The sequence below is a fragment of the Novosphingobium decolorationis genome (genome assembly GCF_018417475.1).
Taxonomy (GTDB): Bacteria; Pseudomonadota; Alphaproteobacteria; order Sphingomonadales; family Sphingomonadaceae; genus Novosphingobium; species Novosphingobium decolorationis.
Window position 1 is genome coordinate 3,152,321 of sequence record NZ_CP054856.1, and the last position, 22,719, is coordinate 3,175,039.

Annotated in this window: 16 protein-coding genes and 1 pseudogene; 10 read left to right on the forward strand and 7 right to left on the reverse strand. The window is 67.2% G+C overall.

The annotated features are described in order from the left end of the window. Window positions 1-4: 4 nt before the first annotated feature. From HT578_RS14715 to HT578_RS14725, 3 genes are all read left to right on the forward strand, one after another. A complete protein-coding gene (locus tag HT578_RS14715; protein WP_213500351.1) occupies window positions 5-1,081 on the forward strand; it encodes an ABC transporter substrate-binding protein in 1,077 nt (358 codons plus the stop codon). Beyond that, window positions 1,082-2,611, forward strand: coding sequence for an OprO/OprP family phosphate-selective porin (locus tag HT578_RS14720; RefSeq protein WP_213500353.1), 1,530 nt, complete (start codon window positions 1,082-1,084; stop codon window positions 2,609-2,611). 95 nt (window positions 2,612-2,706) lie between these two features. Then, window positions 2,707-4,062 carry a CitMHS family transporter gene (locus HT578_RS14725; protein ID WP_213500355.1) on the forward strand — a complete coding sequence of 452 codons (1,356 nt, stop codon included), beginning with the start codon at window positions 2,707-2,709 and terminating at the stop codon, window positions 4,060-4,062. Between the two features lie 79 nt (window positions 4,063-4,141). On the opposite strand, the gene arsB is transcribed toward HT578_RS14725, so the two are convergent. Both arsB and HT578_RS14735 read right to left on the reverse strand, forming a co-directional pair. Further along, window positions 4,142-5,215, reverse strand: a complete 1,074-nt coding sequence (gene arsB / locus HT578_RS14730; protein WP_213500357.1) for an ACR3 family arsenite efflux transporter — start codon at window positions 5,213-5,215, stop codon at window positions 4,142-4,144. Between the two features lie 72 nt (window positions 5,216-5,287). Then, entirely contained in the window at window positions 5,288-5,620 is a 333-nt protein-coding gene (locus HT578_RS14735; RefSeq protein ID WP_213500359.1) for an ArsR/SmtB family transcription factor, read from the reverse strand. A 207-nt stretch (window positions 5,621-5,827) separates the two neighbouring features. Between HT578_RS14735 and aptA the strand changes: the two genes are divergently transcribed. The 5 genes and pseudogenes from aptA to HT578_RS14760 form a co-directional block, all read left to right on the forward strand. Continuing rightward, window positions 5,828-7,141 (forward strand): omega-aminotransferase AptA, encoded by a 1,314-nt coding sequence (gene aptA, locus HT578_RS14740; RefSeq protein ID WP_239026308.1) that lies wholly within the window; start codon window positions 5,828-5,830, stop codon window positions 7,139-7,141. A gap of 1 nt (window position 7,142) precedes the next feature. Further along, a complete protein-coding gene (locus HT578_RS14745) occupies window positions 7,143-7,292 on the forward strand; it encodes a hypothetical protein (RefSeq protein ID WP_213500361.1) in 150 nt (49 codons plus the stop codon). Window positions 7,293-7,308: 16 nt separating this feature from the next. Beyond that, a complete protein-coding gene (locus HT578_RS14750; RefSeq protein ID WP_213500363.1) occupies window positions 7,309-8,784 on the forward strand; it encodes an amino acid permease in 1,476 nt (491 codons plus the stop codon). After that, on the forward strand, window positions 8,781-10,787 hold the full coding sequence (locus HT578_RS14755; RefSeq protein ID WP_213500365.1) for an NAD(P)/FAD-dependent oxidoreductase: 2,007 nt from the start codon (window positions 8,781-8,783) through the stop codon (window positions 10,785-10,787). The genes HT578_RS14750 and HT578_RS14755 overlap by 4 nt, the downstream gene beginning before the upstream one ends. A gap of 229 nt (window positions 10,788-11,016) precedes the next feature. Beyond that, window positions 11,017-11,544, forward strand: a pseudogene (locus HT578_RS14760) (amidohydrolase family protein); the annotation flags it as partial. Window positions 11,545-11,561: 17 nt separating this feature from the next. On the opposite strand, the gene HT578_RS14765 reads toward HT578_RS14760, so the two are convergent. Further along, window positions 11,562-13,469: a flavin monoamine oxidase family protein gene (locus HT578_RS14765; RefSeq protein WP_239026310.1), complete on the reverse strand. Its 1,908-nt coding sequence runs from the start codon at window positions 13,467-13,469 to the stop codon at window positions 11,562-11,564. Between the two features lie 272 nt (window positions 13,470-13,741). Between HT578_RS14765 and HT578_RS14770 the strand changes: the two genes are divergently transcribed. After that, window positions 13,742-14,674, forward strand: a complete 933-nt coding sequence (locus HT578_RS14770; RefSeq protein ID WP_213500368.1) for a LysR substrate-binding domain-containing protein — start codon at window positions 13,742-13,744, stop codon at window positions 14,672-14,674. 26 nt (window positions 14,675-14,700) lie between these two features. On the opposite strand, the gene HT578_RS14775 is transcribed toward HT578_RS14770, so the two are convergent. From HT578_RS14775 to HT578_RS14785, 3 genes are read right to left on the reverse strand one after another with little or no spacing between them, the layout of a single operon-like run. Beyond that, window positions 14,701-16,113, reverse strand: coding sequence for a Dyp-type peroxidase (locus HT578_RS14775; RefSeq protein ID WP_213500370.1), 1,413 nt, complete (start codon window positions 16,111-16,113; stop codon window positions 14,701-14,703). A 4-nt stretch (window positions 16,114-16,117) separates the two neighbouring features. Beyond that, window positions 16,118-17,395 (reverse strand): hypothetical protein, encoded by a 1,278-nt coding sequence (locus tag HT578_RS14780; RefSeq protein WP_213500372.1) that lies wholly within the window; start codon window positions 17,393-17,395, stop codon window positions 16,118-16,120. Window positions 17,396-17,399: 4 nt separating this feature from the next. Continuing rightward, window positions 17,400-17,831, reverse strand: coding sequence for a hypothetical protein (locus tag HT578_RS14785; protein WP_213500373.1), 432 nt, complete (start codon window positions 17,829-17,831; stop codon window positions 17,400-17,402). Window positions 17,832-17,998: 167 nt separating this feature from the next. Between HT578_RS14785 and HT578_RS14790 the strand changes: the two genes are divergently transcribed. After that, window positions 17,999-19,174, forward strand: coding sequence for a catalase family protein (locus HT578_RS14790; protein ID WP_239026311.1), 1,176 nt, complete (start codon window positions 17,999-18,001; stop codon window positions 19,172-19,174). 27 nt (window positions 19,175-19,201) lie between these two features. Here the strand turns inward: HT578_RS14790 and HT578_RS14795 are convergent, their stop codons facing one another. Then, the gene (locus HT578_RS14795; RefSeq protein ID WP_213500377.1) at window positions 19,202-22,528 is read right to left on the reverse strand and encodes a peroxidase family protein; all 3,327 of its coding nucleotides are present in this window, start codon (window positions 22,526-22,528) and stop codon (window positions 19,202-19,204) included. Between the last annotated feature and the right edge of the window lie 191 nt (window positions 22,529-22,719).

Consider the following 22,719-nt stretch of genomic DNA (forward strand, 5'->3'; position numbering starts at 1 on the left):
TGTCGTGCGTTCATACCTGATTTTCGGTGTCTTCCTAGGGGGGCTTGCGGCTGTGGCTCTCCTGGCCTGGTCGTATCTGGGCCGGGATGGCGAGGCGGCGCGCGTGGCCCGGGCCCAGCGCGAAGGGGGCGTGGTCGAGGTCTACGCCAACGTCGATGCGGGCGCCGTCGCGCCGCTCATCGCCGCCTTCGAGCGCCGCGGTGCGGGCGTGACGGTGCGCTACCACGACCTCAGCGCCGATGCGCTCGATGCCCGTTTCCGCCGGGAGGCCGACGCGGGCAAGGTGGGCGCGGACATTGTCTGGTCCTCGGCCATGGCCATGCAGGCCAAGCTCGTCAACGACGGCTATGCGCAGACCTATGCCAGTCCGGAGAAGGACGCGCTTCCCGCAGAGGCGGTGTGGAATGACCAGTCCTACCGCATCACCGCCGAGCCGGTCGCCATTGCCTACAACCGCGAGCAGGTGGCCCAGCAAGAGCTTGCGCGCACCCATGCCGCCTTTGCGCAGATGCTGCGCGCGCGCCGGGCGGATCTCACGGGTAGGGTCGCGACCTACGATCCCGCGCGCTCGGGCATCGGGTACCTCTTCCTCACCCAGGACCTTGCCGCGACGCGGGACACGCAGGCCCTGCTTGAGGCGCTGGGGGCAACCCGGCCGGTCCTGATGGAGACGACCGGCGCCATGCTCGATGCCGTGGCGCGCGGCGACGTGATGTACGCCTACAACGTTGTCGGACCTTACGCCGAGGAGCGTGCCAAGGCCGATCCGCACATCGGCGTCCTCTACCCTGAAGATTACTCCATCGTCGCCTCGCGCGTCGCCTTTGTCGCGCGCGGCGCCCCGCACCCGGCTGCCGCGCGTCTGTTCCTCGATTTCCTGCTTTCGCGTGAGGGGCAGGACATTCTCGCGCGGGCTGGACTGCCGCCGGTGCGCGGCGATGTGGCCGCGCCGCGCCTCGCGCCCGGGCAGGCCCGCGCCATCCCCGGCGGCCCCCGTCTTTTCGTCAATCTCGATCCGATCAAGCGTCAGCGTGTTCTCGACACGTGGAACGCCGCGCTTGCCCAAGGAAAGTCCCCCTGAATGCGTCTTCTTCCCACCAGCTGCGCGCTCGTTGCCCTTGTCGCGGCGAGCCCGGCCCTTGCCCAGACCCCGAGCCGCGAGGACCTGGCCGATCTTGTCCGCCGCCAGGCCGCCGAGATCGCCGAGCTGCGCAGCCGCGTCGATGAGATCGCGACCCTGCGCGCGCGTATCGAGCAGCTTGAAGGCCAGGGTTCGGATGATGCCGCGCAGCTGGCGGCTGGCTCCGCACCCCAGTCTGAGGCCGTTACCAGGACCGAGACAAAGGATGCGGCCGCCAAGACCGTGCACGTGGTCGTGACCCCGCCCTACGCGCCGCAGCTGGTCCCGCCGGGCCCGGCCGAGCGCGACATTGCGCGGGCGCGCTCGGCGAACGAGGCCGACGTCACCACCGAATGGGGCGCGGGGCTGCCCGTCTTCCATTCGGCCGATGGCGAGTACACCTTCAAGCCGCGCGGGCGCATCCTGGCCGATGTCGGATCGACCTTCGGATCGGACCACGATGGGCGCAACCTGACCACCACGGGCATGCGCGCGCTGCGCCTGGGTTTCGAGGGCGGTGTGGGCACCCACTTCTTCTACCAGATCGAGGCCGATTTCTCGGAGAACCGGGCCGAGATCATGACCGCCTACATGGGCTGGCGCGACAGTCTGAGCGAGGACGTCAGCTTCGATCTGCGCATGGGCCACCTGTTCAACGACCGCTCCTTCGACGGTTCGACGGGTTCGGATTCGACCGCCTTCCTTGAACGCAGCGTGGTCCCCAACACCATCGTGCCCGAGCGCGGCTACTATGGTGTGGGGGCGATGGGCCGCGTGTTCTTTCCGGGCGGGCACGTCTCGCTCGCGCTCACCGGCGACCGGGTCGACGGTGACCAGACCGACAGCGACAGCCGCACGGTCATGGCGCGCGCGCACGTGAACCCGCTGCGTTCCAAGCGCGGCGCGCTGCATCTGGGCGCCTGGGGTTTCGATGAGGCGCTGGCCTCCTCGGCCACCGACCTGACGCGCAACACCTTCATGGGCACCCGTTTCAACGGGGCGCTGCGGGTCTCCACCGGGCCACTGCCCGATGGCACCGGCACGACCGGCTACGGTCTTGAATTCGGGGGCTACCAGGGGCCGGTCTGGTTCATGGCCGAGGCGGGCGAGCGCCGCGCGCGGCGTGCAGGGGGACAGCCCGATTTCCGGACCCGCGCCTACAGCGCGTCGGCAGGCTGGTTCGTCACGGGCGAACTGCCGCCCTACAACCCGCGCACCGGCAGTTTCGGGCAGCCGCACGTGCGCAACCCCGTCTTCGGTGGCGGTTCGGGCGCGCTGGAGCTGACCAGCCGCTACGAGGAAGTTTCGTTCCGCAATATTCCCAATCCCGCCGACGGCTGGACCGCGACGCTGGGGGCCAACTGGTACCTCAACAGCTTCACGCGCATCCAGCTCAACGGGATCTACTGGAGCATCACCGACGCCGCCGGCCCTTATGCTGGAAGCGACAGCGGCCAGACCCTCGCCGCGCGTCTCGGCGTCACCTTCTGACAGGGACCAGGGGCGCCCGGTCTCCCTCGCGCGCGCCTCCGTTCCTTGTCGAGATACCGCATTAAAACAGGCCAAAAGGCCATCAGGAGAGTTTCATGTTAGCCTTCTTCGGACTTCTCACGGTCGTGTGCGTCGTCGGCCTGCTCCTGGCGCGGCTGGCTTCGCCGATCGTCGCGCTCGTGCTGGTCCCGCTTGTGGCCGGGCTGGTCTACGGCTTCAGCCCCGAGGCGATGTCGACCTTCTTCGGCGATGGCCTGGCGCGGGTCATGCAGGTGGCGACGATGTTCATCTTCGCCATCATCTTCTTCGGCGTGCTGCAGGACACCGGCTTCTTCCGCCCCTTCATCAACGGCCTGATCCGGGTGACACGCGGCAACGTGGTCTACGTGGCGGTCGGCACGACGCTGGTGGGGGCCTGCGCGCACCTTGATGGGGCAGGGGCGACGACGTTCCTTCTCACCGTTCCCGCGCTGCTGCCACTTTACCTGCGCCTGGGCATGAGCCGCTATCTCCTGCTCATGCTGCTTGCAACGGGGGCGGGCATTGCCAACATGCTGCCCTGGGCCGGGCCGCTCGGCCGTGCTGCGGCGGTGACCGGCATCGAGGTGACCGAACTGTGGCGCCCGCTCATTCCGGTCCAGCTCGCTGGCATTGCGCTGCTCGCGGTTCTCGCCGTATTCCTGGGCCTTCGTGAGCGGCGCCGGATCGCGGCGGCAGGTTCGCCCGAGCAGGCCGTGCTGGAGGCCGACGGCACCCACATCGCGCATGTCGATGGGGCCGGGAAGGCCTCCCGCCCCCAGGCCGCGCCGGAGCTGAGCGAGGAAGAGCAGGAACTGCTGCGCCCGCGTCTCATCTGGCTGAATGCGGCGATCTTCCTGGCCGTCCTGACCGTGCTCGTCGCGGGGATCCTGCCTGCAGCCTACACCTTCATGATCGGCCTTTCGGTCCTTCTTACCTGCAACTACCGCTCGATCGATGAGCAGATGAAGCGCGTGCGCTCCCACTCGGGTCCCGCGCTGCTGATGGGCGCGATCATCCTCTCGGCGGGCAGTTTCCTCGGCGTGCTCGATGGCAGCGGCATGCTCAAGGCCATGGCCGAGGCGCTGGTCGACTTCCTGCCCAGTTCGGCCGTGCCCATGCTGCATATCGTGATCGGCTTCTTCGGGCTTCCGCTCGAACTCGTCCTCAACACCGATGCGTACTACTTCGGTCTGCTGCCGGTGGTGCTTCAGGTCGTCGAGCCGGTGGGCGTCACCCCGCAGGCCACCGTCTACGCCATGATCATCGGCAACATCATCGGCACCTTCATCAGCCCCTTCTCGCCCGCCATGTGGCTGGCGCTGGGTCTGGCCCAGGCCGATATCGGGCGGCACATCCGCTATTCGCTGCTGACGATGTGGGGTTTCTCCATCGCGGTCTTCGGCATCGGCTGGGCGCTCGGCCTGTTCTGATCGCAGCGGCCGCAGGCGAGCCCATGAAGAAAAAGGAGCCCCGGGACATCGCGTTCCGGGGCTCCTTTTCGTGCAAGGCTCAGCCGCGTTCCTCGACGGGGACCGTGTCGGGGAACCAGCGCCGCCCGAAGCGGAAGGCGACCCCCACGAGCAGGATCAGCACCGGCACTTCCACCAGCGGGCCGATGACGGCGGCAAAGGCGACCGGCGAGGCCAGCCCGAAGGCGGCAATGGCGACCGCGATGGCCAGTTCGAAGTTGTTGCCCGCTGCGGTGAAGGCGACCGCGGTGGTGCGCGGATAGTCGCTTTCGACGAGGCGGCCCATGAAGAAGCTGATGGTGAACTGGATCACGAAGTAGATCGTGAGCGGGATCGCGATGCGCAGCGCATCGCCGGGCAGGGCCAGGATCTCGTTGCCCTTGAGGCTGAACATGGCAACGATGGTGAAGAGCAGCGCGACCAGCGTGACAGGGCCGATCCTGGGCAGGAAGGTCCCTTCGTACCAGGCGTTGCCGCGCGCGCGCACGAGGACCTTGCGGGTCAGGAACCCGGCCGCGAAGGGAATGCCCAGATAGATTAGCACGGCCTCGGCAATGGTCCAGAAGCTGACGTCGATCACGCTTCCCTCCAGCCCGAACAGCGGCGGCAGGACCGACAGGAAGAACCAGGCGTAGACGCTGAAGAAGAGGATCTGGAAGATCGAATTGAAGGCGACGAGCGCGGCCACATACTGGTTGTCGCCCTTCGCCAGCTGGTTCCACACGATGACCATGGCGATGCAGCGGGCAAGGCCGATCAGGATCAGCCCGGTCATGTATTCGGGCGTGTCGGACAGGAACAGGACGGCGAGCGCGAACATCAGCACCGGCCCGATGATCCAGTTCTGGACCAGCGAGATCGCGAGTATGCGCGTGTCGTCGAGGATATGGGGGAGTTCCTCATAGCGCACCCGCGCCAGCGGCGGGTACATCATCAGGATAAGCCCGATCGCGATGGGGATATTGGTGGTCCCCCAGGAGAGGCCGTTGATCGCCGCGGGCAGGCCCGGGATGGCCGAGCCGAGCGTGACGCCTGTCGCCATCGCAAGGAAGATCCACAAGGTCAGGTAGCGGTCGAGAAACGCGAGGCGCGCGCGTGGGGCGGTTGCGGACATGGTTGAAAGAAACCTTATGGGATCAGCGGGAGGGGAACAGGGCCGAGGCGTGGGGGCCCTGGTGCAGCGGGTTCAGCAACAGGACGTGAGCTCGGCAACGAGCGGCTGGCAAAGCTCGGGGTGGCCCTGGCAGCAGTCGGTCGCAAGGAACAGCATCAGGCTCTTGAGCGCGGCGATATCGGCGCGCTGGATGTTCTGGCGGCCCTGCTTGGCGCTGCGCACGAGCCCGGCTTTCGCCATGACCGCAAGATGCGAGGAGAAGGTGCTCTGGCTCAGCCCCGAGGCCTCGACCAGGGCGCCGGTGGCCAGGCCCTCGGGCTCGTGGCGCAGCAGCAGGCGAAAGGCCTCGAGGCGCGTGGGGTGGCTCAGCGCCGAGAGTATGGCGAGGGCAGCATCGGAATCCATCCATCGACTTTATTCGATGGGAGGGGCGCGGGCAACCAGACAAGGCGAACGTCGCGATACGTGTTTGGGAAGCGCGTTGTGGTGCCGGTGATGGCCGGTGGTGCGCGCGGGGCACCAGTCCACGCCGGATAGGCATCTCCCGGGGGCCCTCCTGCGGCGATAGGTCTCTTTGCGGAAGAGACAATCGGGAGCGCGAAGCCCTTGCAAATGAAGCTCAATGACCTGTCGAGCTACTGGATGCCGTTCACCGTGAACCGCCAGTTCAAGGCTGCCCCGCGCATGATCGTGGGCGCACAGGGCATGTATTTCCAGACCGACGACGGGCGGGAGATACTCGACGGGACGGCCGGGCTGTGGTGCTCCAACGCCGGGCATGGGCAGCCCCGGATCGTCGAGGCGATCCAGCAGCAGGCAGCAAAGCTCGACTACGCACCGCCCTTCCAGATGGGCAGCCCCGCCCAGTTCGAGCTGGCCAACCGGCTTGTCGATCTGGCGCCGGAGGGCTTTGGCCAGGTGTTCTATTGCAATTCCGGCTCCGAAGCGGTCGAAACTGCGCTCAAGACCGCGCTCGCCTGGCAGCGCGCGCGGGGCGAGGGGACACGCACCCGCCTTGTCGGGCGCGAGCGCGGCTATCACGGTATCAATTTCGGCGGCATTTCGGTGGGCGGCATCGTCGGCAACCGGGCGATGTTCGGCGCGCTGCTGGCCGGTGTCGACCACCTGCGCCACACCCATGACCCGCAGCGCAACCTTTTTACCCAGGGCGTGCCCGAGCATGGCGCGGACCTTGCCGACGACCTGGAGCGTCTGGTTCAGCTGCACGGGGCGCAGACCATCGCGGCCTGCATCGTCGAGCCGATCGCCTGCTCGACCGGCGTGCTGGTGCCTCCGCGCGGCTATCTCGAGCGGCTGCGCTCGATCTGCGATCGCCACGGTATTCTCCTCATCTTCGACGAAGTGATCACCGGCTTCGGGCGTCTGGGCACGCCCTTTGCCGCGCAGCGCTTCGGCGTCACGCCCGACATCATCACCATGGCCAAGGGGCTGACCAATGGCACGGTGCCGATGGGTGGGATCCTGGTGCGCGAGGGGATCTACGAGACGATCTGTGCGGCCGCGGCCGAGGGCGCGGTGGAGCTGCCCCACGGCTATACCTACTCCGGCCACCCGCTCGCCTGTGCCGCCGCGCTCGCCAGCCTTGATGTCTACCGCGAGGAGGGCCTCTTTGAGAGGGCCGCGGGCCTGGAACCTCTCTGGCAGGAGGCGGTCCATTCACTGCGGGGGCTGGCGCCCATCGTCGATATACGTAATCTTGGTCTCATTGCCGGGATTGAGCTTGAGGCAGGCCCGAACGGTCCGGGCACCCGCGCCTTTGAGATCTACCGGCGCTGCTGGGAGGAAGGCGTGCTGATCCGTGTGACAGGGGATATCATCGCGCTTTCGCCCCCGCTCATCATCGAGGAGGGGCAGGTCGCGCACATCGTGGACACCTTGCGCCGCATCATCGCGCAGGTCGACTGAGGTGCCCGTGTTTGCCCGCGTGCCGCGCCTGCGCCACTCGACGCTGGCGCGCACCGGGGACGGGGGCATCCGCGAGCTTTCGATGGGCAGCGAGGACGACGGTGCGACCTGGGAGGTCGAATACGACCTGCACTGGGTCCCTCACACATGACACGGCAGGGAGCGCGATGACGGGCAGGGCAGACGAGGGGACGCAGGCGATCCCGCACAACGACATCGTATCGCCCGCGGAAGTCTATCCGGGCGAGAGCCAGGATGAACTTGGCCGCTCGCTCAAGGCGCGCCACGTCTCGATGATAGCGATTGGCGGGATCATCGGGGCAGGCCTCTTCGTGGGAAGCAGCACGTCCATCGCCGCGGCAGGGCCCGCAGTGATCCTGAGCTACGCGCTGGCGGGCGCAATCGTCCTTGTCATCATGCGCATGCTGAGCGAGATGGCGGTCGCGATCCCCGGCATCCAGTCCTTTCCCGAGTTCGCCCGCATGGGCCTGGGCCATTGGGCGGGGTTTCTCAGCAGTTGGCTCTACTGGTATTTCTGGGTGGTCGTCGTGGCCATCGAGGCGATTGCGGGCGCGGTCATCATCGCGGGGTGGATCGCTCTTCCCGTCTGGCTCATCGGCATCGTGCTGATGGCCGTGCTGACCGCAGTGAACCTCATGTCGACGCGCTCCTATGGCGAGTTCGAGTTCTGGTTCTCCTCGATCAAGGTGGCTGGGATCATCGTCTTCATCCTCGTCACCGGCGCCTATGCGCTGGGGCTGGGCGCGCCGGACGGGCCGACCTTCGGCCATCTCACCGCGCACGGCGGCTTCGCGCCGGCCGGGGGGATGCAGGTGCTCGCCGCGACGACAAGCGTGATCTTCGCGCTCGTGGGGGCCGAGATCGCCACCATCGCGGCGGCCGAATCCGCCGAGCCCACCCGCACCGTCGCGCGCATGACCAGCACCGTCGCGCTGCGCATCCTGGTCTTCTACATCCTCTCGGTGTTCCTGATCGTCTCGGTCGTGCCGTGGGACAGCGTGGTGCCCGGCCAGTCGCCCTTCACCGCCGCGCTGGCCGCCATCGGCATTCCGGGCGCGGCGCTGATCATGAACGTGATCGTGCTGGTCGCGGTGCTCTCGTGCCTCAATTCCGGGCTCTACGTCACCTCGCGCGTGCTCTTCACGCTGGCCGCGCGCGGGGATGCGCCGCAGGCGCTGGTGCGGGTCAACGCGCGCAAGGTGCCTGCCCGCGCGATCCTGATCGCGAGCCTCTTCAGCTACGCCGCGCTGGCCGCCTCGGTGCTATCGCCCGAGGTCGTGTTCAGCTTCCTCGTCAACGCCTCGGGCGCGCTGATGCTGATTGTCTACCTGATGATCGCACTCTCGCACATGCGCCTTCGCCGCATTTTCGAGCGCGAATGCCCGCAGCAGCTGACCATCCGCACCTGGTTCTTCCCTTGGCTGAGTGGGGCCTCGGTGCTGGCGATCTGCGTGATCCTGGGCGCCATGGCGCTCAATCCGGCATCGGCCGCCGAGTTCTGGTCGAGCGTGGCCATCACCGCCTTCTTCGCCGCGCTCTTCCTCGTCCTGCGCCGGGCCAGGGCGGCCCCGCTCGACCCGCTTGCCCATATCGATACGCCTATCCAGGAGCCAGCCGAATGACCGAGAATGACCTGCGTCTCGGAATGGACTGCCGCATCGACCGGCGCGACTTCCTGAACGGCACCGCGCTGGCCCTGGGCACCATCGGCGCGGCCAGCCTGTCGGCGCCGGGCCTCGCGCAGACGGCGACAGATGCGGCGGCGGCAGGCGGGGCGGGGGCTACCAGCTATCCACCGGCCAAGACCGGGATGCGTGGCAGCCACGCCGGCTCCTTTGAATTCGCGCACCTCCTGCGCGACGGGCAACTGCTGATCGAGGACGTGGCCGACCAGGGCGAAACCTATGACCTGGTGATCGTGGGGGGCGGCATCTCGGGCCTGTCCGCGGCGCACTTCTACCGCAAGGCGGTGGGCAAGGACGCGCGCATCCTCATCCTCGACAACCACGACGACTTCGGCGGTCACGCCAAGCGCAACGAGTTCATGGTCGATGGCAAGCTGGTGGTGATCAACGGGGGCACGCTCAACATCGAATCGCCCGCGCGCTACAACCGCTGGGCCGCGCAGCTGCTGGACGACATGGGGATCGACCTTGAACGTTACCGGGTTTCCAACGCCGAGGTGCGCGATCTCTATGCGGACAAGGGCCTGACGCGCGGCCACTTCTTCGATGCCGAGACCTGGGAGGCGGACCGGCTTGTCGTGCCGGAAAGCGGCGCCGGCCACGGCGGCGGTCCTGGCGCGATGGGCTCGGCAGAGTTCCTCGCCCGCACGCCGCTTTCGGCCAAGGCCCGCGCCGACATGGTCCGCCTCGTCGCGCCCGACCAGCCTGATTATCTGGCGGGCATGAGCGTGGCGGAAAAGAAGCACTTCCTCGCGACCACCTCGTTCCGGGACTATTACCTCAAGACCCTGAAGCTCGATCCCCAGGTCATGTGGTTCTTCCAGCAGATGGGCACCAGCAGCTTCTGCGTCGGGGCCGATGCCACCCCGGCGCTGTTCGGCTGGGTCGAGGGGTATCCCGGCTTTTCCGGGCTGGGCCTTGGCGAAATCCCCGAGGGCCTCTTTGCCGACCTTCCCGGCGGCCAGCACGGGCGCCAGAAGATCGACTGGAACGCAGTGCACTTTCCCGATGGCAACGCCACGCTGGCCCGGCTGCTGGTTGCACACCTCGTGCCCGGCGCGACCTCGGCGCGCACGCAGGAGGACATGGGCACCGCGCGCATCGCCTATGACGCGCTTGACCGGGCCGAGAACCCGGTGCGTATCCGTCTCTCCAGCATCGTTGTCAACGTGGCCCACGACGGCGATGCGAAGACCGCGCGCGAGGCCGTCATCACCTATGCCAACGGCGATGCGCTCAAATCGGTGCGCGCCAGGTCGGTCATCATGGCCTGCTGGAACATGGCGATCCCCTACATGATGCCCGAACTGCCCGCGCCCCAGAAGGAGGCCTTGGCCTACGGCGTGAAGGGGCCGCTCATCTACACCAACGTGGTACTTCGCAACTGGCGCGCGTTCGAGAAGCTGGGCGTCTCCAGCATCTCGTGCCCGACGATGTTCCACGATGTCGTCGCGCTCACCGAGGCGGTGGACCTGGGCGCTCTGCGCCATGCCCGCTCGAGCGAGGAGCCGATCGCGCTGCACCTCACCAAGTTCATGAATGCGCCCGGTCAGCCCCGCCGCGACCAGCACCGCATCGGCCGCGCCGAACTTCTGGAAATGAGCTTCGAGACGTTCGAGCGCGAAACCCGCAGCCAGCTTGCGCGCATCCTGGGGCCGGGCGGCTTCGACCCTGCGCGCGACATTGCCGCGATCACCGTCAACCGCTGGCCGCACGGCTATGCCTATACCTACAACAGCCTCTACGATCCGGTCGAATGGGTCTACACGCAGTCGCCCGAGCGGCCCTGCGTGGTCGGGCGGCAGCCCTACGGTCTTGTCTCCATCGCCAACTCCGATGCCGCGGCAAGTCCGCATACCGACGCGGCGATCCTGGAGGCGCACCGGGCCGTCAGCGAGGTCGTCGAGCGCGAGACCTATCCCTTCGCCCGGCGCACCTGAGCGCTCTAGCCCACCCGATTACGTCGTACCCACCGGCAACCTCCAAACGGCCGCCATCCTTGGGGATTAGTGGCCTTTTTTACATGGTGCAGGAGTGGTGTCCGGCATGCACCGGCGGTGTCAGACTTGGCTCCTTCCACTGCGGCAGGGGCCTGCGAAAGTCACTTAGGGAGCCGCGCGGCGGCCCAGAGGAAACGCGGCGCCCGCTGCGGCGCACGACAATGGCAGGCGACGATGGCCGAGACCTGGATGCTGGTTCTCCTCGCACCTCACCATGTTGCCGCCCGAGGCGACTCTTGAGACGATGGCCGCACACGGCATCTGGAGCGCGGCCCAGACCAACTTCCTCTACAACCTTGAAGGGCGCTACCAGCAGACGCTGGAGGGCCGTGCGCTGACCCACATCAACCCGCTGGGCACGCCCTTGCGCCGCGGTGTGAAGATGGTGCTGGGCTCGGGCAACCTGCCCATCGGGCCGCTTTACGGCGTCTACGTCGCGGTCACGCGCAAGGCCGAAAGCGGCACGGCCTATGCCCGTGAGGAAGAAGACGTCTCGCGCATGGCCGCGCTGGCGATGTACACCCGCGAGGCCGCCTACCTCAGCTTCGTGGAAGACAACCGCGGCACGATCACGCCGGGCAAGTTTGCCGAGCTCGTCGTGCTTGACCGCAATCTGCTCACTGTGCCGGAGGAGGAAATCCTTGCCACCAGGGTCGATCTGACGCTGGTCGATGGCAAGGTGTTCTACCGCCGCTGAGGCTCCACGCGAAGGGGTCAGGTCAGCCCGCGGCTCACCAGAACCTCACCGATGGCGCGTTCGGCCTGGTCGATCGCGACATTGGTGTAGGCCGCCGCGCCCGCATCGGCGTTGGCAATCGCGATGCGTCCGAAGGGACGGCGTCCCACGATGTGCGGGCGTTCGGCCTCGGGCACGTCGGGATCGGCGAGGGTGTCGTAGGTATAGGCATAGCCGTGGGGCCAGCGGTTGACCGTGATCGCCAGGATGTCCTGCGCGGCGTCGAAGCCGGCGGAACCCAGCATGCGCTGCAACTGGCGGCGCACTTCCAGCTCGCTTGTTTCGAAGGGCGTGGCAAGCATGTCGTGGCGCCCGGCGCGGTGCTGCTCCTTGCGCGGCAGGCCGGGCTGGTTGGGGTTGCGGATCATCGTCACGATGGCGGGCTGGTCGGGCCGGGTGGCGCTGGCATAGCCGCCGATCGCCATCGGATAGTCGAGCCCGACCCGCGTGTGATAGCCGTTCGGCACCATCAGGCTGCGCACGCCCAGCTTGCGCCAGGGCTCCCAGTTGCGCACCAGCACGTTGGTGTACTGCATCGGCACCTTCGAGGCTTCGCCCAGCGCCGCCTTCTGCGCGTCCGGAAGCTCAGGCACGAGATAGGGGATGATGTTGTTGAAGCAGGCCAGGACCACGTTTGCGGCCGTGACCGAGGCGGCCTTGCCGTCCCTCATGTAGACCACGCGCACCGCTTTTTCGGTCGCGGCGGTGACCGTGCCGATGTGCGCGACATGGACCGCCGTGCTGCCGAGGCGCAGGCGCGTGGGGGCTCCGGGGAGGTCGAGCCGGGTGTAATCCACGCGCGCGGTGACGATGCTCTCCTGGTCGTGGACCCCGGGGAGGGCGCCGGGCACCAGACGGTTGACGAGCAGGCGCGCGATCGAGGCGTTGCCGTCGGGAAAGTGGAACTCGTCGCAGTGCATGCGGATCTGGCCGGCGATCTCCATGCCATCGAAGATCGGAAGGTGCGCGACCTCGTAGGCGGGGCAGGTGTCCACGCGCTTGTTGTTGCGAAAGCCCATCCCGGCGAAGAAGGGCAGCGCTTCGCGCTTCATGGCCGCGGGCCCGAGCAGGAAGTCCTGGAGGCTGATGCGCTTGAGCGCCTCGGCCTTGGCGATGGGATCGAGGTGGGGGAGGTAATCCGTCTTTGCGGTGTAGAGCCGGGTCAGCTCGGCGCGAATGTCCGCGCGGATCGGCGCGCGCGCGAAGAAGTCTGCCCAGGCAAGCGCGCCGTAGCCCGGCGCAACCGCGTCGCGCCCGAAGCTTTCCTTGTCGAAGAAGACGCCGCCCGACAGGCCCTTGTAGGTATCCTCGCGGCGGTAGTGCTCCCATGTCCTGGGCTCGATCCCCAGTTCGGCCAGCAGCGCCTTGGCGGTGTAGCTGTAGGGGAACGGGCTCTCGATGCTCATCGTCCCGCCAAAGGCCAGGATGGTGCGGCCCTCGTGGTGGAACTCGTTGCGCTTGGCGTGGCCGCCGAAATCGTCGTGGTTGTCGAGGACGAGGATGCGCATGTCCCGGCCCAGCGCCTTGCGGTAGAACCAGGCCGAGGACAGGCCCGAGATGCCCCCGCCCACGACGACGAGATCGTAGTGCTCACCGGTATCGTGTGCCGCGATGTCCGCGCCCAGGTCCCCGTCGCGAACGGCATGGGCGCTCTCGAAGGAGCCGGGATACTGGCCGCGAAGGCCGCTGCGCACGGGCGGATAGGTGGAGGTATCGGGGGCGAGTGCAGGACCTGCACCTGCCGCGGCGAGGGGCTCGCTCGCCCGCGCCAGCGGCGACAGCGCGCCAAGCCCTGCACCGGTCGCGGCCACCCCGCCGATGAAGCTGCGCCGGGCAATCGGCCGGTTCATGCCCAGCCGTTCGTGTTCGCTTTCGTCCATCGCCATTCCCCGTTTCCCCCGCCCATCCTGCACCGCGATTGCGCAATAGTGCACAGGTTTCGAGAATAGATAAGATCGAATATATTGAGGCGCATAGAATTCTTGTCAGCAAGTTGCCTTGAATGCATGATGTGGTGCGCAGGGGCCACCAGTTCAGCGTGCGAATTTTCGAAATGCGGCGCCTTGTCCCGGGAGAGGATGCCTTCTTGAAGGGCTTGGTACCTGCCTGCGGTCTTCGACCGACACGCGGGACGCACAAGAATTTGAGAGGGGTAGTCGTGACCGATACGAGCCTGTACCCGCCACTGGCCGCCTTGCGCGCCTTCGAAGCCGTCGGACGCCTGGGCGGTATTCGCCGGGCCGCCCGCGAGCTGATGATCGACCATGCCGTGGTGAGCCGCCATATCCGCTCGCTCGAGGGCTGGGTCGGCGCGCCGCTGGTGCTGCGCTACGGCAACGACCGGCGCCTGACCGACCAGGGCGAAGTCTACCATGGCGAGGTGGCCAAGGCGCTCTCGATCATCGCCCGCTCGACCGGATCGCTGCTGGGCGAAGGTACCGACAACACGCTGCGCGTCTGGTGCGTCCCGGGCTTCGCCTCGCTCTGGCTGGCCGAGCGCCTGGGCGATTTTCTGGAAGAGAACCCCGACATCGACGTCGATTTCCGTCCCGCAGACGAGGGGCCGGATTTCCGCAGCAAGGACGTGGACTGCGATGTGCGCTACGTGCGGTCCTGGGAGGAGGACCGGATCCCGCGCGAGGTGCGCCGCCTCGACATTGCCCGGCCCGAGGTCTTTCCCGTGGCCAGCCCCGCGTTTCTGGCCGGCATCGCCCCGATCCGGGAGGCCGGGGATTTCCTCGATCTGCCGCTCCTTCACGAGGAGGACGGGGCCGAGTGGCACCACTGGCTTCTGGCCCAGGGGATCACGCCGCCCGAGCGTCTGAGCGGTCCGCGCCTGTGGCACGCGCACCTCACCATCGACGCAGCCTGCCGGGGCAAGGGCATCGCGCTCGTCAACACCATGCTGCTGCACGACGAACTGGCGACCGGTCGGCTGGTGCGGGTCATGCCTGCGCAGACCGCGTTCCAGCCGGTCAGCTTCGGCAGCTACGCGCTGCTTTCGCGCGATGACCGCTGGACCTCGCCCAACATCCTGCGGTTCCGCCGCTGGATCCGCAAGGTCGTCGACGATCAGTCGGTCCCGGCCTGACAGGTGTCGGCCATGTCTAGAGCGGCTTACCGCGCGGTGATCGAGGCCAGTCCTTCGAGGCCCGGCAGGAAGAAGTAGGCCCCGCCGCGCACCGTGACGAAGCGGTCCATCCCCTGCGCGATGCGGGGGTGGCCCTGGGCATCGTGATAGCGGAACAGGTCGGTGCGCCGGTCATCTGGAAACGGGCAGCGAGCGCCGATCAGCGGGTCGCCTTCCTGCGAGAGGCCGCCAAAGGTCGGGCTGATGAGCCAGGCCCCCTGCACGAATTCGAATTGGCGCGCGAGGCTGGCGTTGAGGCACAGGAAGTGCAGCCCGGCCTCTGTCTTGGGCGCACCGGTGCGCATGGCCTGCTCGGGCGCCATTGTCACGCCATAGGGGCGGCCCCGGCGCAGCAGGCGGTGGAAGCGTGCGCTGGCGACCGCATCGCCCGCCGCGTTTCCCAGCAAGCCTGCGGTCGAGAGCAGGTTGCCTAGGATACCGCGCGGGCCCAGCGGATCGTCTCCCACGCGGGGATTGGCGCGGCGGATGTGGGCGCCGAGCGGACACAGGTGCCCCAGCGGATCGCCCTGGAAATCGAAGTCTTCCGGCCCGGGCCCGTGCGCCAGTCCGGGGAGGGGCGCGCCGTTGATACAGCGCCCGACCATCCGCTCTGCCAATTCCAGCGCCCCGTCGGGCCCTGCGGCCGCGTGTAGCCAGCCCCAGAAGCCGGTGACGTCCTGTTCGAGCTGGCGATAGACAAGGTAGCTGCCATTGCGCTGGACCAGCGGCCCTGTCGCATCGCCCGCGATCGCGCCATATTCGTTGCGATGCCCCAGCAGCACTTCGCCCGCTGCGATGTGGGGGCGGTACGCGCGATCGGCGCGGGCGCTCGGCCGGTGCTTGGCGTCCCAGTCGATCTCCGGTTGCGAGAGGCCATCGGCAAAGCCGAAAGGCTCGCGCGCTGGGCCGCTGTCCTCGGGCGCGGGATTGCTGGCCAGGGTGGTCACGAGGCGAAAGCCGTTGGCGCGCGCGTCGCGCTCGACGTGGCTTGCCCAGTCCGCGATCCGGTTTGGCCGGGCCAGGAGGAGGAGCAGGACATGGGGTTCGCGTATGCCTGTCCCCCATTGCCAATGCGTAGGCGCACTTTCACCGACATCGCCAAGCCGGTGCGAGCGGCGTGCATCGCTGGCCATCCCGTCGAGGAATTCCGGGGCCATGCTCTCCAGTTCGGCGGCGGTGAAGCCCAGCGCGCGCAGGCCTGCACGGGTGAAGGCGAACTGCAGGACGGTGTCGAGCGCGCGGCCCTCTCCGACCTCGCTGGCCCGTGTCGGCACGAGCCCGCGCAGCCAGGCCTTCGCGCGCGCGCTATCCACGATCCGCGCGAGGATGTAGCGCGCGCTGCCGAGCGATCCGAACCCGGACCGCACCAGCGCCTGCACATCGTCCCTGTCGACTGCCATCGCGTCAGATCTCGGCCACGAAGCGGGCCAGCTCCGCGCCTGTCGGACGCCGCTCGTACGTCGCGCGAAGGCGGGCGTTGCGCGCCATGTCGTAGGTGGTGAGGCCGCGGAAGGGGTTGTACCAGACCTGCGTCGGGATCTGGTGGTGGAAGAGGTACCACTTGAAGTCGCGTTCGTGCCGGGCGCCGCCGCGTACGAGCCAGTCGGTGCGGGGATAGCCGAGGCCATTCGAGAACGAGAGGTTGAGGCCGAAGGCGACCTTGTCGATGAAGTCGTCGTTGTAGGCCTCGCGGCTGCCGTCGTAATTGCTTGCAAAGAACACGCGGCGCCTATCGTCGAGGAAGGTCCAGCTGGCAAAATGGATGGTGTTCACGCGCGCAAGGCGTCCGCTGCGATAGATGTGGCGCGCGCCCCAGTTGATGACCCACAGGATGACGATGGTCAGCCAGCGGCGGAAGCGTCCGAGCTTGAGGCTGCCGATGGCGCTGTAGGGATTGGTGACGTCGTGGTCTTCGAGGGCGGAGAGCATCGTGTTTCGCGCGCGCGAGGGGCGCGGTGCGATCACCCGGTCGCGCGTCTCGCGCCGTCGCAGCATCACGATCAGGACCGGGAGCGCGGGCAGCAGCACGGGCAGGCTCAGCAGCGCCAGTACGGGAAAAGAGAGGAGGTGGAGGAGGTTGCCCAGCCGCTCGCTCAGCGAAGGGCGCACCGGAGGAGAGAGGGGCAGATCCTGCGCCGCCGCGCGCAGAAGCGGCCAGAGCTCTTCGGGAGACGTGTCCGGATGCTCCAGGCGGACCGTGAGCCAGGCCTCGTGCAGCTGCGCTTCCTCGCGCACCTGCCGCGCGCTGCGCCCGGGCCAGTTGACGTAGTTCGCGGCCGACCTCACCCGGTGGCGATCCATCCATGCGGCGATGTTCGTGCCGGTGACCGTGGCATCGCAATGGATGAAGACCCGCACGAGGCCCTCATGGGCCGTGGCCAGCAGACGTTGCAGCAGGTCCTGGGGCGATCCGTCGCCATCGACCATCAGCATGAGCCGGGTCGGCTCGTAGGCTGGAAGCCGGGGGTAGGCCGCGCGGTCGGGCAGTGAGGGATCCTCCAGGAGGACGAAGCGCAGGAAATGGAGCCCCTCGATCTGGCCGAAAGGGATGATCGGATTGTCCGGATCGGCCTGTCCCGGTGCCTCGGGCGCGCGGGTCATCGTGCGCAGCAGGGCCTCCAGCTCCGGGATCGCGTGATCATGTACGGTGGCGGCCACGGCAAGCAGCGACTGGCGCGCCACGGGCCTAGACCTCGAGTGCGAAGTGCATCAGCGCCTTGTCGCCCCAATAGACCTTGCCGAGGAAGAGGCCGGGCGCGACCAGACGGATTTCGTCGCGCACGCGTGCGGCCACCAGCGAGGTTTCCGAATAGTCGATGACGATGCTGTCCTTCTGGTCCATCCAGCTTTGCCCGTAATAGACCTTGGCGACGATGGCCTTGATGCCGAAGGGCAGGATGTAGTTGCGCAGAAAGCCGTGCTCGGCATCGAAGACCTTGCCCTGCCAGGCGAAGAGTTCGACCAGTTTGGCAACTTCGTCGCTGTAGGATGTGCCGGCCGCGATGATGGCCGTGCCCTTGGTCTCGCCATCGGGAATGTCGCCGCGCGGGGCCGCTGCGAACAGCGCGTCGAGTTCCTCGGCGGTCTTGGTGAGCAGGTCCGCGACAGTCACGGTCATGATCTTGCCTCCCCGAAGCGCAAGTCGTTCCCGGATATGTAGTCCCCGGCAAAGAGCACTGGGGGTCTCTACGGGCCGACTCGACATGGATGTGTGATGACAAAAGTGCCACGTTTCTCTAATGTGTACAATTGATCATGCCCGTGCATGGTTCGGGGAGGGCTGTCGTGACTTTGCGCTGGCTGCACAATTTCCTGGAATATTCGCTTCGTGCCGAGCGTCGGGTCGATCCGTGGCTGCGCCCTGCGCTCGATGGATTGCTGCAGCGACCGGGTACGGTCCTGGTCCAGAGGCTGGCGTTGCTGTGGTACAGGGGTGATGATCTGGGGTTGGCGCAGGAGCGTGTCGGCCCCGACGAAGAGCGCCTGCTGGAGGAGGTCATCGCGCACATGCGCCAGCACATGGCGCAGGATTTCGCGCCCCAGGAGATGGAGCGCGGCGGCAACACCAAGACCCATGGCGTGGTGCGCGGCGAACTGGAGGTGCATGCCGACCTGCCCGAACCCTTGCGCAAGGGGATCTTCGCCGCCCGGCGCAGCTACCCGGCCTGGGTGCGGCTGGGGGGACCGGGCCCGCACACCCCGCCCGATATCGACGATGTTGGCGTGCTGAGCATCGGCGTGAAGCTGATGGACGTGCCCGGCCCCAAGCTGGTGGAGGACGAGCGCTTCACGCAGGACCTCACCGGGATCAGTTGCCCGACCTTCACGACGCCCACGCTGCGCGAGAACGTCTGCCTGCAGTCCTGGAGCCTGCGCGAGCTGCCCCTATGGTACTTTCTGGGGCCGCGTCCACACGTGCTCGACCTTTTGATGCAGGGGCTCTGGAGCCGGACGCAGGGCAATCCGCTGGGGACCGCCTACTACAGCTGCGTGCCCTATCTCCTGGGAGAGGGGACCGCGATGCAGTACGCCTTCCTGCCCGAGGGCAAGGTCGACATGAAAGTCGAGGGCCTGCCGCGCCGCCCCTCCGACCATTATCTGCGCGAGAACATGGCCCGCACCCTGGCGCGCCAGGATGTCGCCTTCACGATGACCGTGCAGGTGCAGACCGACGCGCGGCGCATGCCGATCGAGCACGCAGGGATCCTGTGGCCGGAGAAACTCTCCCCCCGGGTTCCGGTGGCCACCTTGCGCATCCCGCGCCAGACCTTCGATACACCGGCGCAGATGGCCTTCGCGCGCAATCTTTCCTACAACCCTTGGCACAGCATCGCCGCGCACCGTCCGCTGGGCAATCTCAACCGCGCGCGGCGCCGGATCTATGCCGAACTGGCCCGTTTCCGGCAGGCCAGCAACGCGGTTGCGCACATCGAACCCACGGGGGCCGAGCGCTTCGATTGATCCGATGCCATCGGATCGCAAGCGCCTCTAGGCGCGCTCCAGTTTTTCGAACATCCGTGGGATCAGCGTGTTGCGGTAGAGCCCCTCGAAGTCTTCGGGCGTGATCGCCTGCGCGCGCCCGGCGCGTTCGAGCAGACGGAAGTAGGAGCCCCACTGCTTGCGGGTCAGGCTGTCGAGGGCGCCTTTCGCCTCGAGCATCGCGAGGAAGTCCTCTTCGGGGATTGCGCCCGTCTCGCTCTCCCCGGCCATCGCGCGCAGTTGGCCCAGGTATTCGGCGAGCCGGGGCTCGTCGATCATGCCCCGGGCATCGAAGATCCCGGTGCGCTGTGCGGGCCGCCGCCGGGCCATGGCGTCCATCGGGATGCCGCGCCCGGTCACGAAGTTCCTGAGGCCGCCGAATGTGAAGATCGAGCCGAGGGTGAGGAACAGCGCCCGCGCGCCGCTCTTCTCGAGCGTGCGCCAGCCGCGCAGGTTCTGCGAGAAGCCGATGGTCGGGCTTGTCCCGGCAAGGTTGAAGGGGACAAGGTGCTTTTCCAGATCGGTCAGGCGCGCCTGCACGCCGTTCCCTTCAGGATCGCCCTTGTAGCGCTTGAGCGTGTCGACTTCCTCCTGGGTGAGCTGCCAGCCGCTCACGAAGCCGGGATGTCCGGGCGCTTCGAAGCCCGGCCAGGGATACCGTGCTGCCTCCCGGATGGCCTGTGCGGCTGCGAGCAGGTCGCGCCGGGTCACGCCGGGCGGGTCCTCGAACAGCACGTCGCGGCCATGGACGCGGCCTTGCCCCTCGAAATCGGCGAGCAGCTGGCGGTCGGTGAGATCGACGACATAGGTCTCTTCGCCATGCTCGATCCGCAGCATGTCGTTGGGGACGCCTGCGTGGAAATGGGCGTCCTTCCAGGCATCGCCGAGGCCAAAGTCGCGTATGTTCTGCGCGCCCCACACGATGATGCCGGTGCTTTCGAGGGGGTGTTCCTCGGGATTGTCGCGCGGGTTCGTGCCCGCATATTCGTAGCTGTTCACGGTCTCGCGGTTTAGCAGCCAGTCGCGCAGTTCGGGGCAGTGGAGGTAGAGCAGCTTCTCCTTGTCGATCGCCTCGACAAGGTTGATCGCGGTCCAACTGACCTCGTCGGGGCGCCACTTTTCGGTGAGGTAGGGGTTCTTGCGGATGCGGCTGGTCGCTTCCTGCACGAAGGTCTGGAACCCCTCGTTGGTAATGGCAAGGCCCTCGGGCCGGTGCTCGTTGAGCGTGAGCCCGATCACCGCATCGAGCGTGGAGATCCCATTGGGGTAGAGTTCCTTCAAGGTGGCGATGGTGGCCCGCGATTGCGGGCTTTCGGGATCGAGGAAAAGGTGCTCCCAGGTCTCGCTTGGCGGGATGTTGTGGGCCCTCTGGTAGTCGGTCCAGGAGGGGGTGCCGCGCCGCCGGTCCTTGCGGATTTCCTGCTCGAGCATGTTCATCACGCCCTCTTCGCTGGCCATGTCGCGGAAGAAGTCCGCGGTGTTGCCCGCAACGGGCGCGCCCAGCCTTGTGTGCATCATGTAGTAGTAGACCGCGCCCAGGCCTTCGCGGCGCAGGAACTCGTGCCCGTCAAGCTCGCGCAGTTCTTTCATATTGACCGTGCGAGTGCCCGCATCGGGTTTCGCGCCGATGGGCGGGCAGTGGAGTTGGTCGACCCAGATCTGGTGGCCGAAGCGATAGGCCTTGCTGAAGAAGTTGCCCTTGATCTCGGGCTTGTCCTTGTCGACCTTGCCCGCCGCGATGCCGTGCGCGATGGGGTCGGTGCCCTGTTCGGGGCGGTAGATCTTCTTGTCGAAATGCGGAAGCTTGCGCTCGGCGCGGCCGAACAGGTTGGCGTTGAGGCCGTTCACCACCGCCTCGTTGGCAAACAGCGTGTGCGTCCAGGTGCCGGTGTGGATCTTGGCATAGGTCATCGTCACCACGCGCCGCGCGATCTGGAAGATCTGGTTGTCCGACCAGTCCGGGTAGCGCTCCTTCAATACGTCGGCGACCCAGTTGTGGTGGCGCGCATAGAGCGTGTGCTCGGCTTCGAGCGGGGCGGTCATGTTGCGCCCGAACCCGGTCAGGATCTGGCGGCGCGCGCGCCCTTCCTCGCCCGCTTCGACCTCGTGGGTGGGAAGGAAGAGCCCCCCGTTCCCGGCTGCGTCCATGCCTTCGAGGTAGAGCTTGCCACCGGGCACCTTGCCGCCGTCGGGAAACGAGCGGATCGCGGCCAGCGTCTCGATGTCGCTGCCGTAGATGTGGCTCATGTCCCACCACACGGTGGTGCTGTGCATGCCCTCGCCATCGGGGCGCAGGACATTGGGCGCATCGGCCCGGCTCCAGTGGTGGGTCACGCCCAGCGCGGCGAGTTCGCTGTCGGGATCGACGGGAATGGCGTCCTTGCGCCGGTTGTCCGGTGCGGTCTGGGCGACATCGTGGACAAGCTGCTGGAGGTGGGCCGCGGCATGGAAGCTCGCGGTCATGGCTTCCCGTGTCGTGCCATTGCGGTAGCCGAAGGCTCTGGCCACGGCGGCCTCGCTGGGCAGGTTGGCGTCGTGCGAACGGTCTCGGGGTCGGTAGTTCTCGGGCATGCCATGGTCGACGAAGGACTGGCCGACGCGGCCTTCGCCAGGACCGAACTGGTCCGAGACATGGGCACCATCTGGCGTGAACCCGGAATCCGCCCATTTGGGCAGGTCCTTGCGCTTGGCAAGCTGCCCGACGATATCGTGATGCTCGCCATCGGGATCGCGTTCGCGCCTGGCCATCCAGGTGCGCGCAGCGCCCAGCGCGGCAAGGCGCATGATGCCAAGCCGGCGCTGCGTCCAGCGCCCTGCATTGCCGGGGGTAGCCCCGCTGTTGGCCAGTTCGCCAATCGGACCCAGCGCGAGGGAAACCAGCGAATCCTTGAAGTTGCGCAGCTTGTCGCGCACCGATTGCGGTGGAATGTAGTCGCCGGGGCGCTGGAAGTCGGTGCACAGGACCCAGCTGAAGGGGCTGTCACGGTAGGTGTCTTCGGGATTGGTGCGCAGGTAGCTTTCGGTAAGCGTGCTGGGCCGCAGGATCCCGGCGCCGCTGCGTTCATCGATCCGGTTGGCCTCGACCTGCGCGCGCCAGGATGCGGCGAAACGATGCTCAGGGGCCATGCCTAGGGCCTTCTGGAACCAGTCCGCCGCCTGGCCAAATTCCCCGGTGTTGCGCAGGGCGTGGGCGGCCAGCGCGCAGTCCTCGGCTGATAACGTGCCGTCTGTGTCCCGGGCGCGGTAGATCGCGATGGCGCGCGCGAAGTTTCCGGCGTTGATGTGTGCGAGCGGATCGTCCGACACCATCTCGGGGGTCTGGTCGTGGCGGGCCATGAATGGGCATCCGCCGCTTTGCCTGGCTGCATCTGGCATCGCGAAATATCTCCCAAGGCAGTTTTAACTATAACTACTCGATGGATATTTTTGCGGCCCGGCCGTTTTCTTTGAAGTGTAGCACATTCTGGGCGCTCGTGCGCGCCGCTTTCGTGGGGACAGGGCTTGCGCCGTGTTCACAAGAGAAAGCC

Excerpts from the sequence above, each read along its gene's own strand:
- HT578_RS14720 (WP_213500353.1), top strand. The coding sequence starts at position 1,082 with ATGCGTCTTCTTCCCACCAGCTGCGCGCTCGTTGCCCTTGTCGCGGCG.
- HT578_RS14725 (WP_213500355.1), top strand. The coding sequence starts at position 2,707 with ATGTTAGCCTTCTTCGGACTTCTCACGGTCGTGTGCGTCGTCGGCCTG.
- arsB (WP_213500357.1), bottom strand. The coding sequence starts at position 5,215 with ATGTCCGCAACCGCCCCACGCGCGCGCCTCGCGTTTCTCGACCGCTAC.
- HT578_RS14735 (WP_213500359.1), bottom strand. The coding sequence starts at position 5,620 with ATGGATTCCGATGCTGCCCTCGCCATACTCTCGGCGCTGAGCCACCCC.
- aptA (WP_239026308.1), top strand. The coding sequence starts at position 5,828 with ATGAAGCTCAATGACCTGTCGAGCTACTGGATGCCGTTCACCGTGAAC.
- HT578_RS14750 (WP_213500363.1), top strand. The coding sequence starts at position 7,309 with ATGACGGGCAGGGCAGACGAGGGGACGCAGGCGATCCCGCACAACGAC.
- HT578_RS14755 (WP_213500365.1), top strand. The coding sequence starts at position 8,781 with ATGACCGAGAATGACCTGCGTCTCGGAATGGACTGCCGCATCGACCGG.
- HT578_RS14765 (WP_239026310.1), bottom strand. The coding sequence starts at position 13,469 with ATGGCGATGGACGAAAGCGAACACGAACGGCTGGGCATGAACCGGCCG.
- HT578_RS14775 (WP_213500370.1), bottom strand. The coding sequence starts at position 16,113 with ATGGCAGTCGACAGGGACGATGTGCAGGCGCTGGTGCGGTCCGGGTTC.
- HT578_RS14785 (WP_213500373.1), bottom strand. The coding sequence starts at position 17,831 with ATGACCGTGACTGTCGCGGACCTGCTCACCAAGACCGCCGAGGAACTC.
- HT578_RS14795 (WP_213500377.1), bottom strand. The coding sequence starts at position 22,528 with ATGGCCCGCCACGACCAGACCCCCGAGATGGTGTCGGACGATCCGCTC.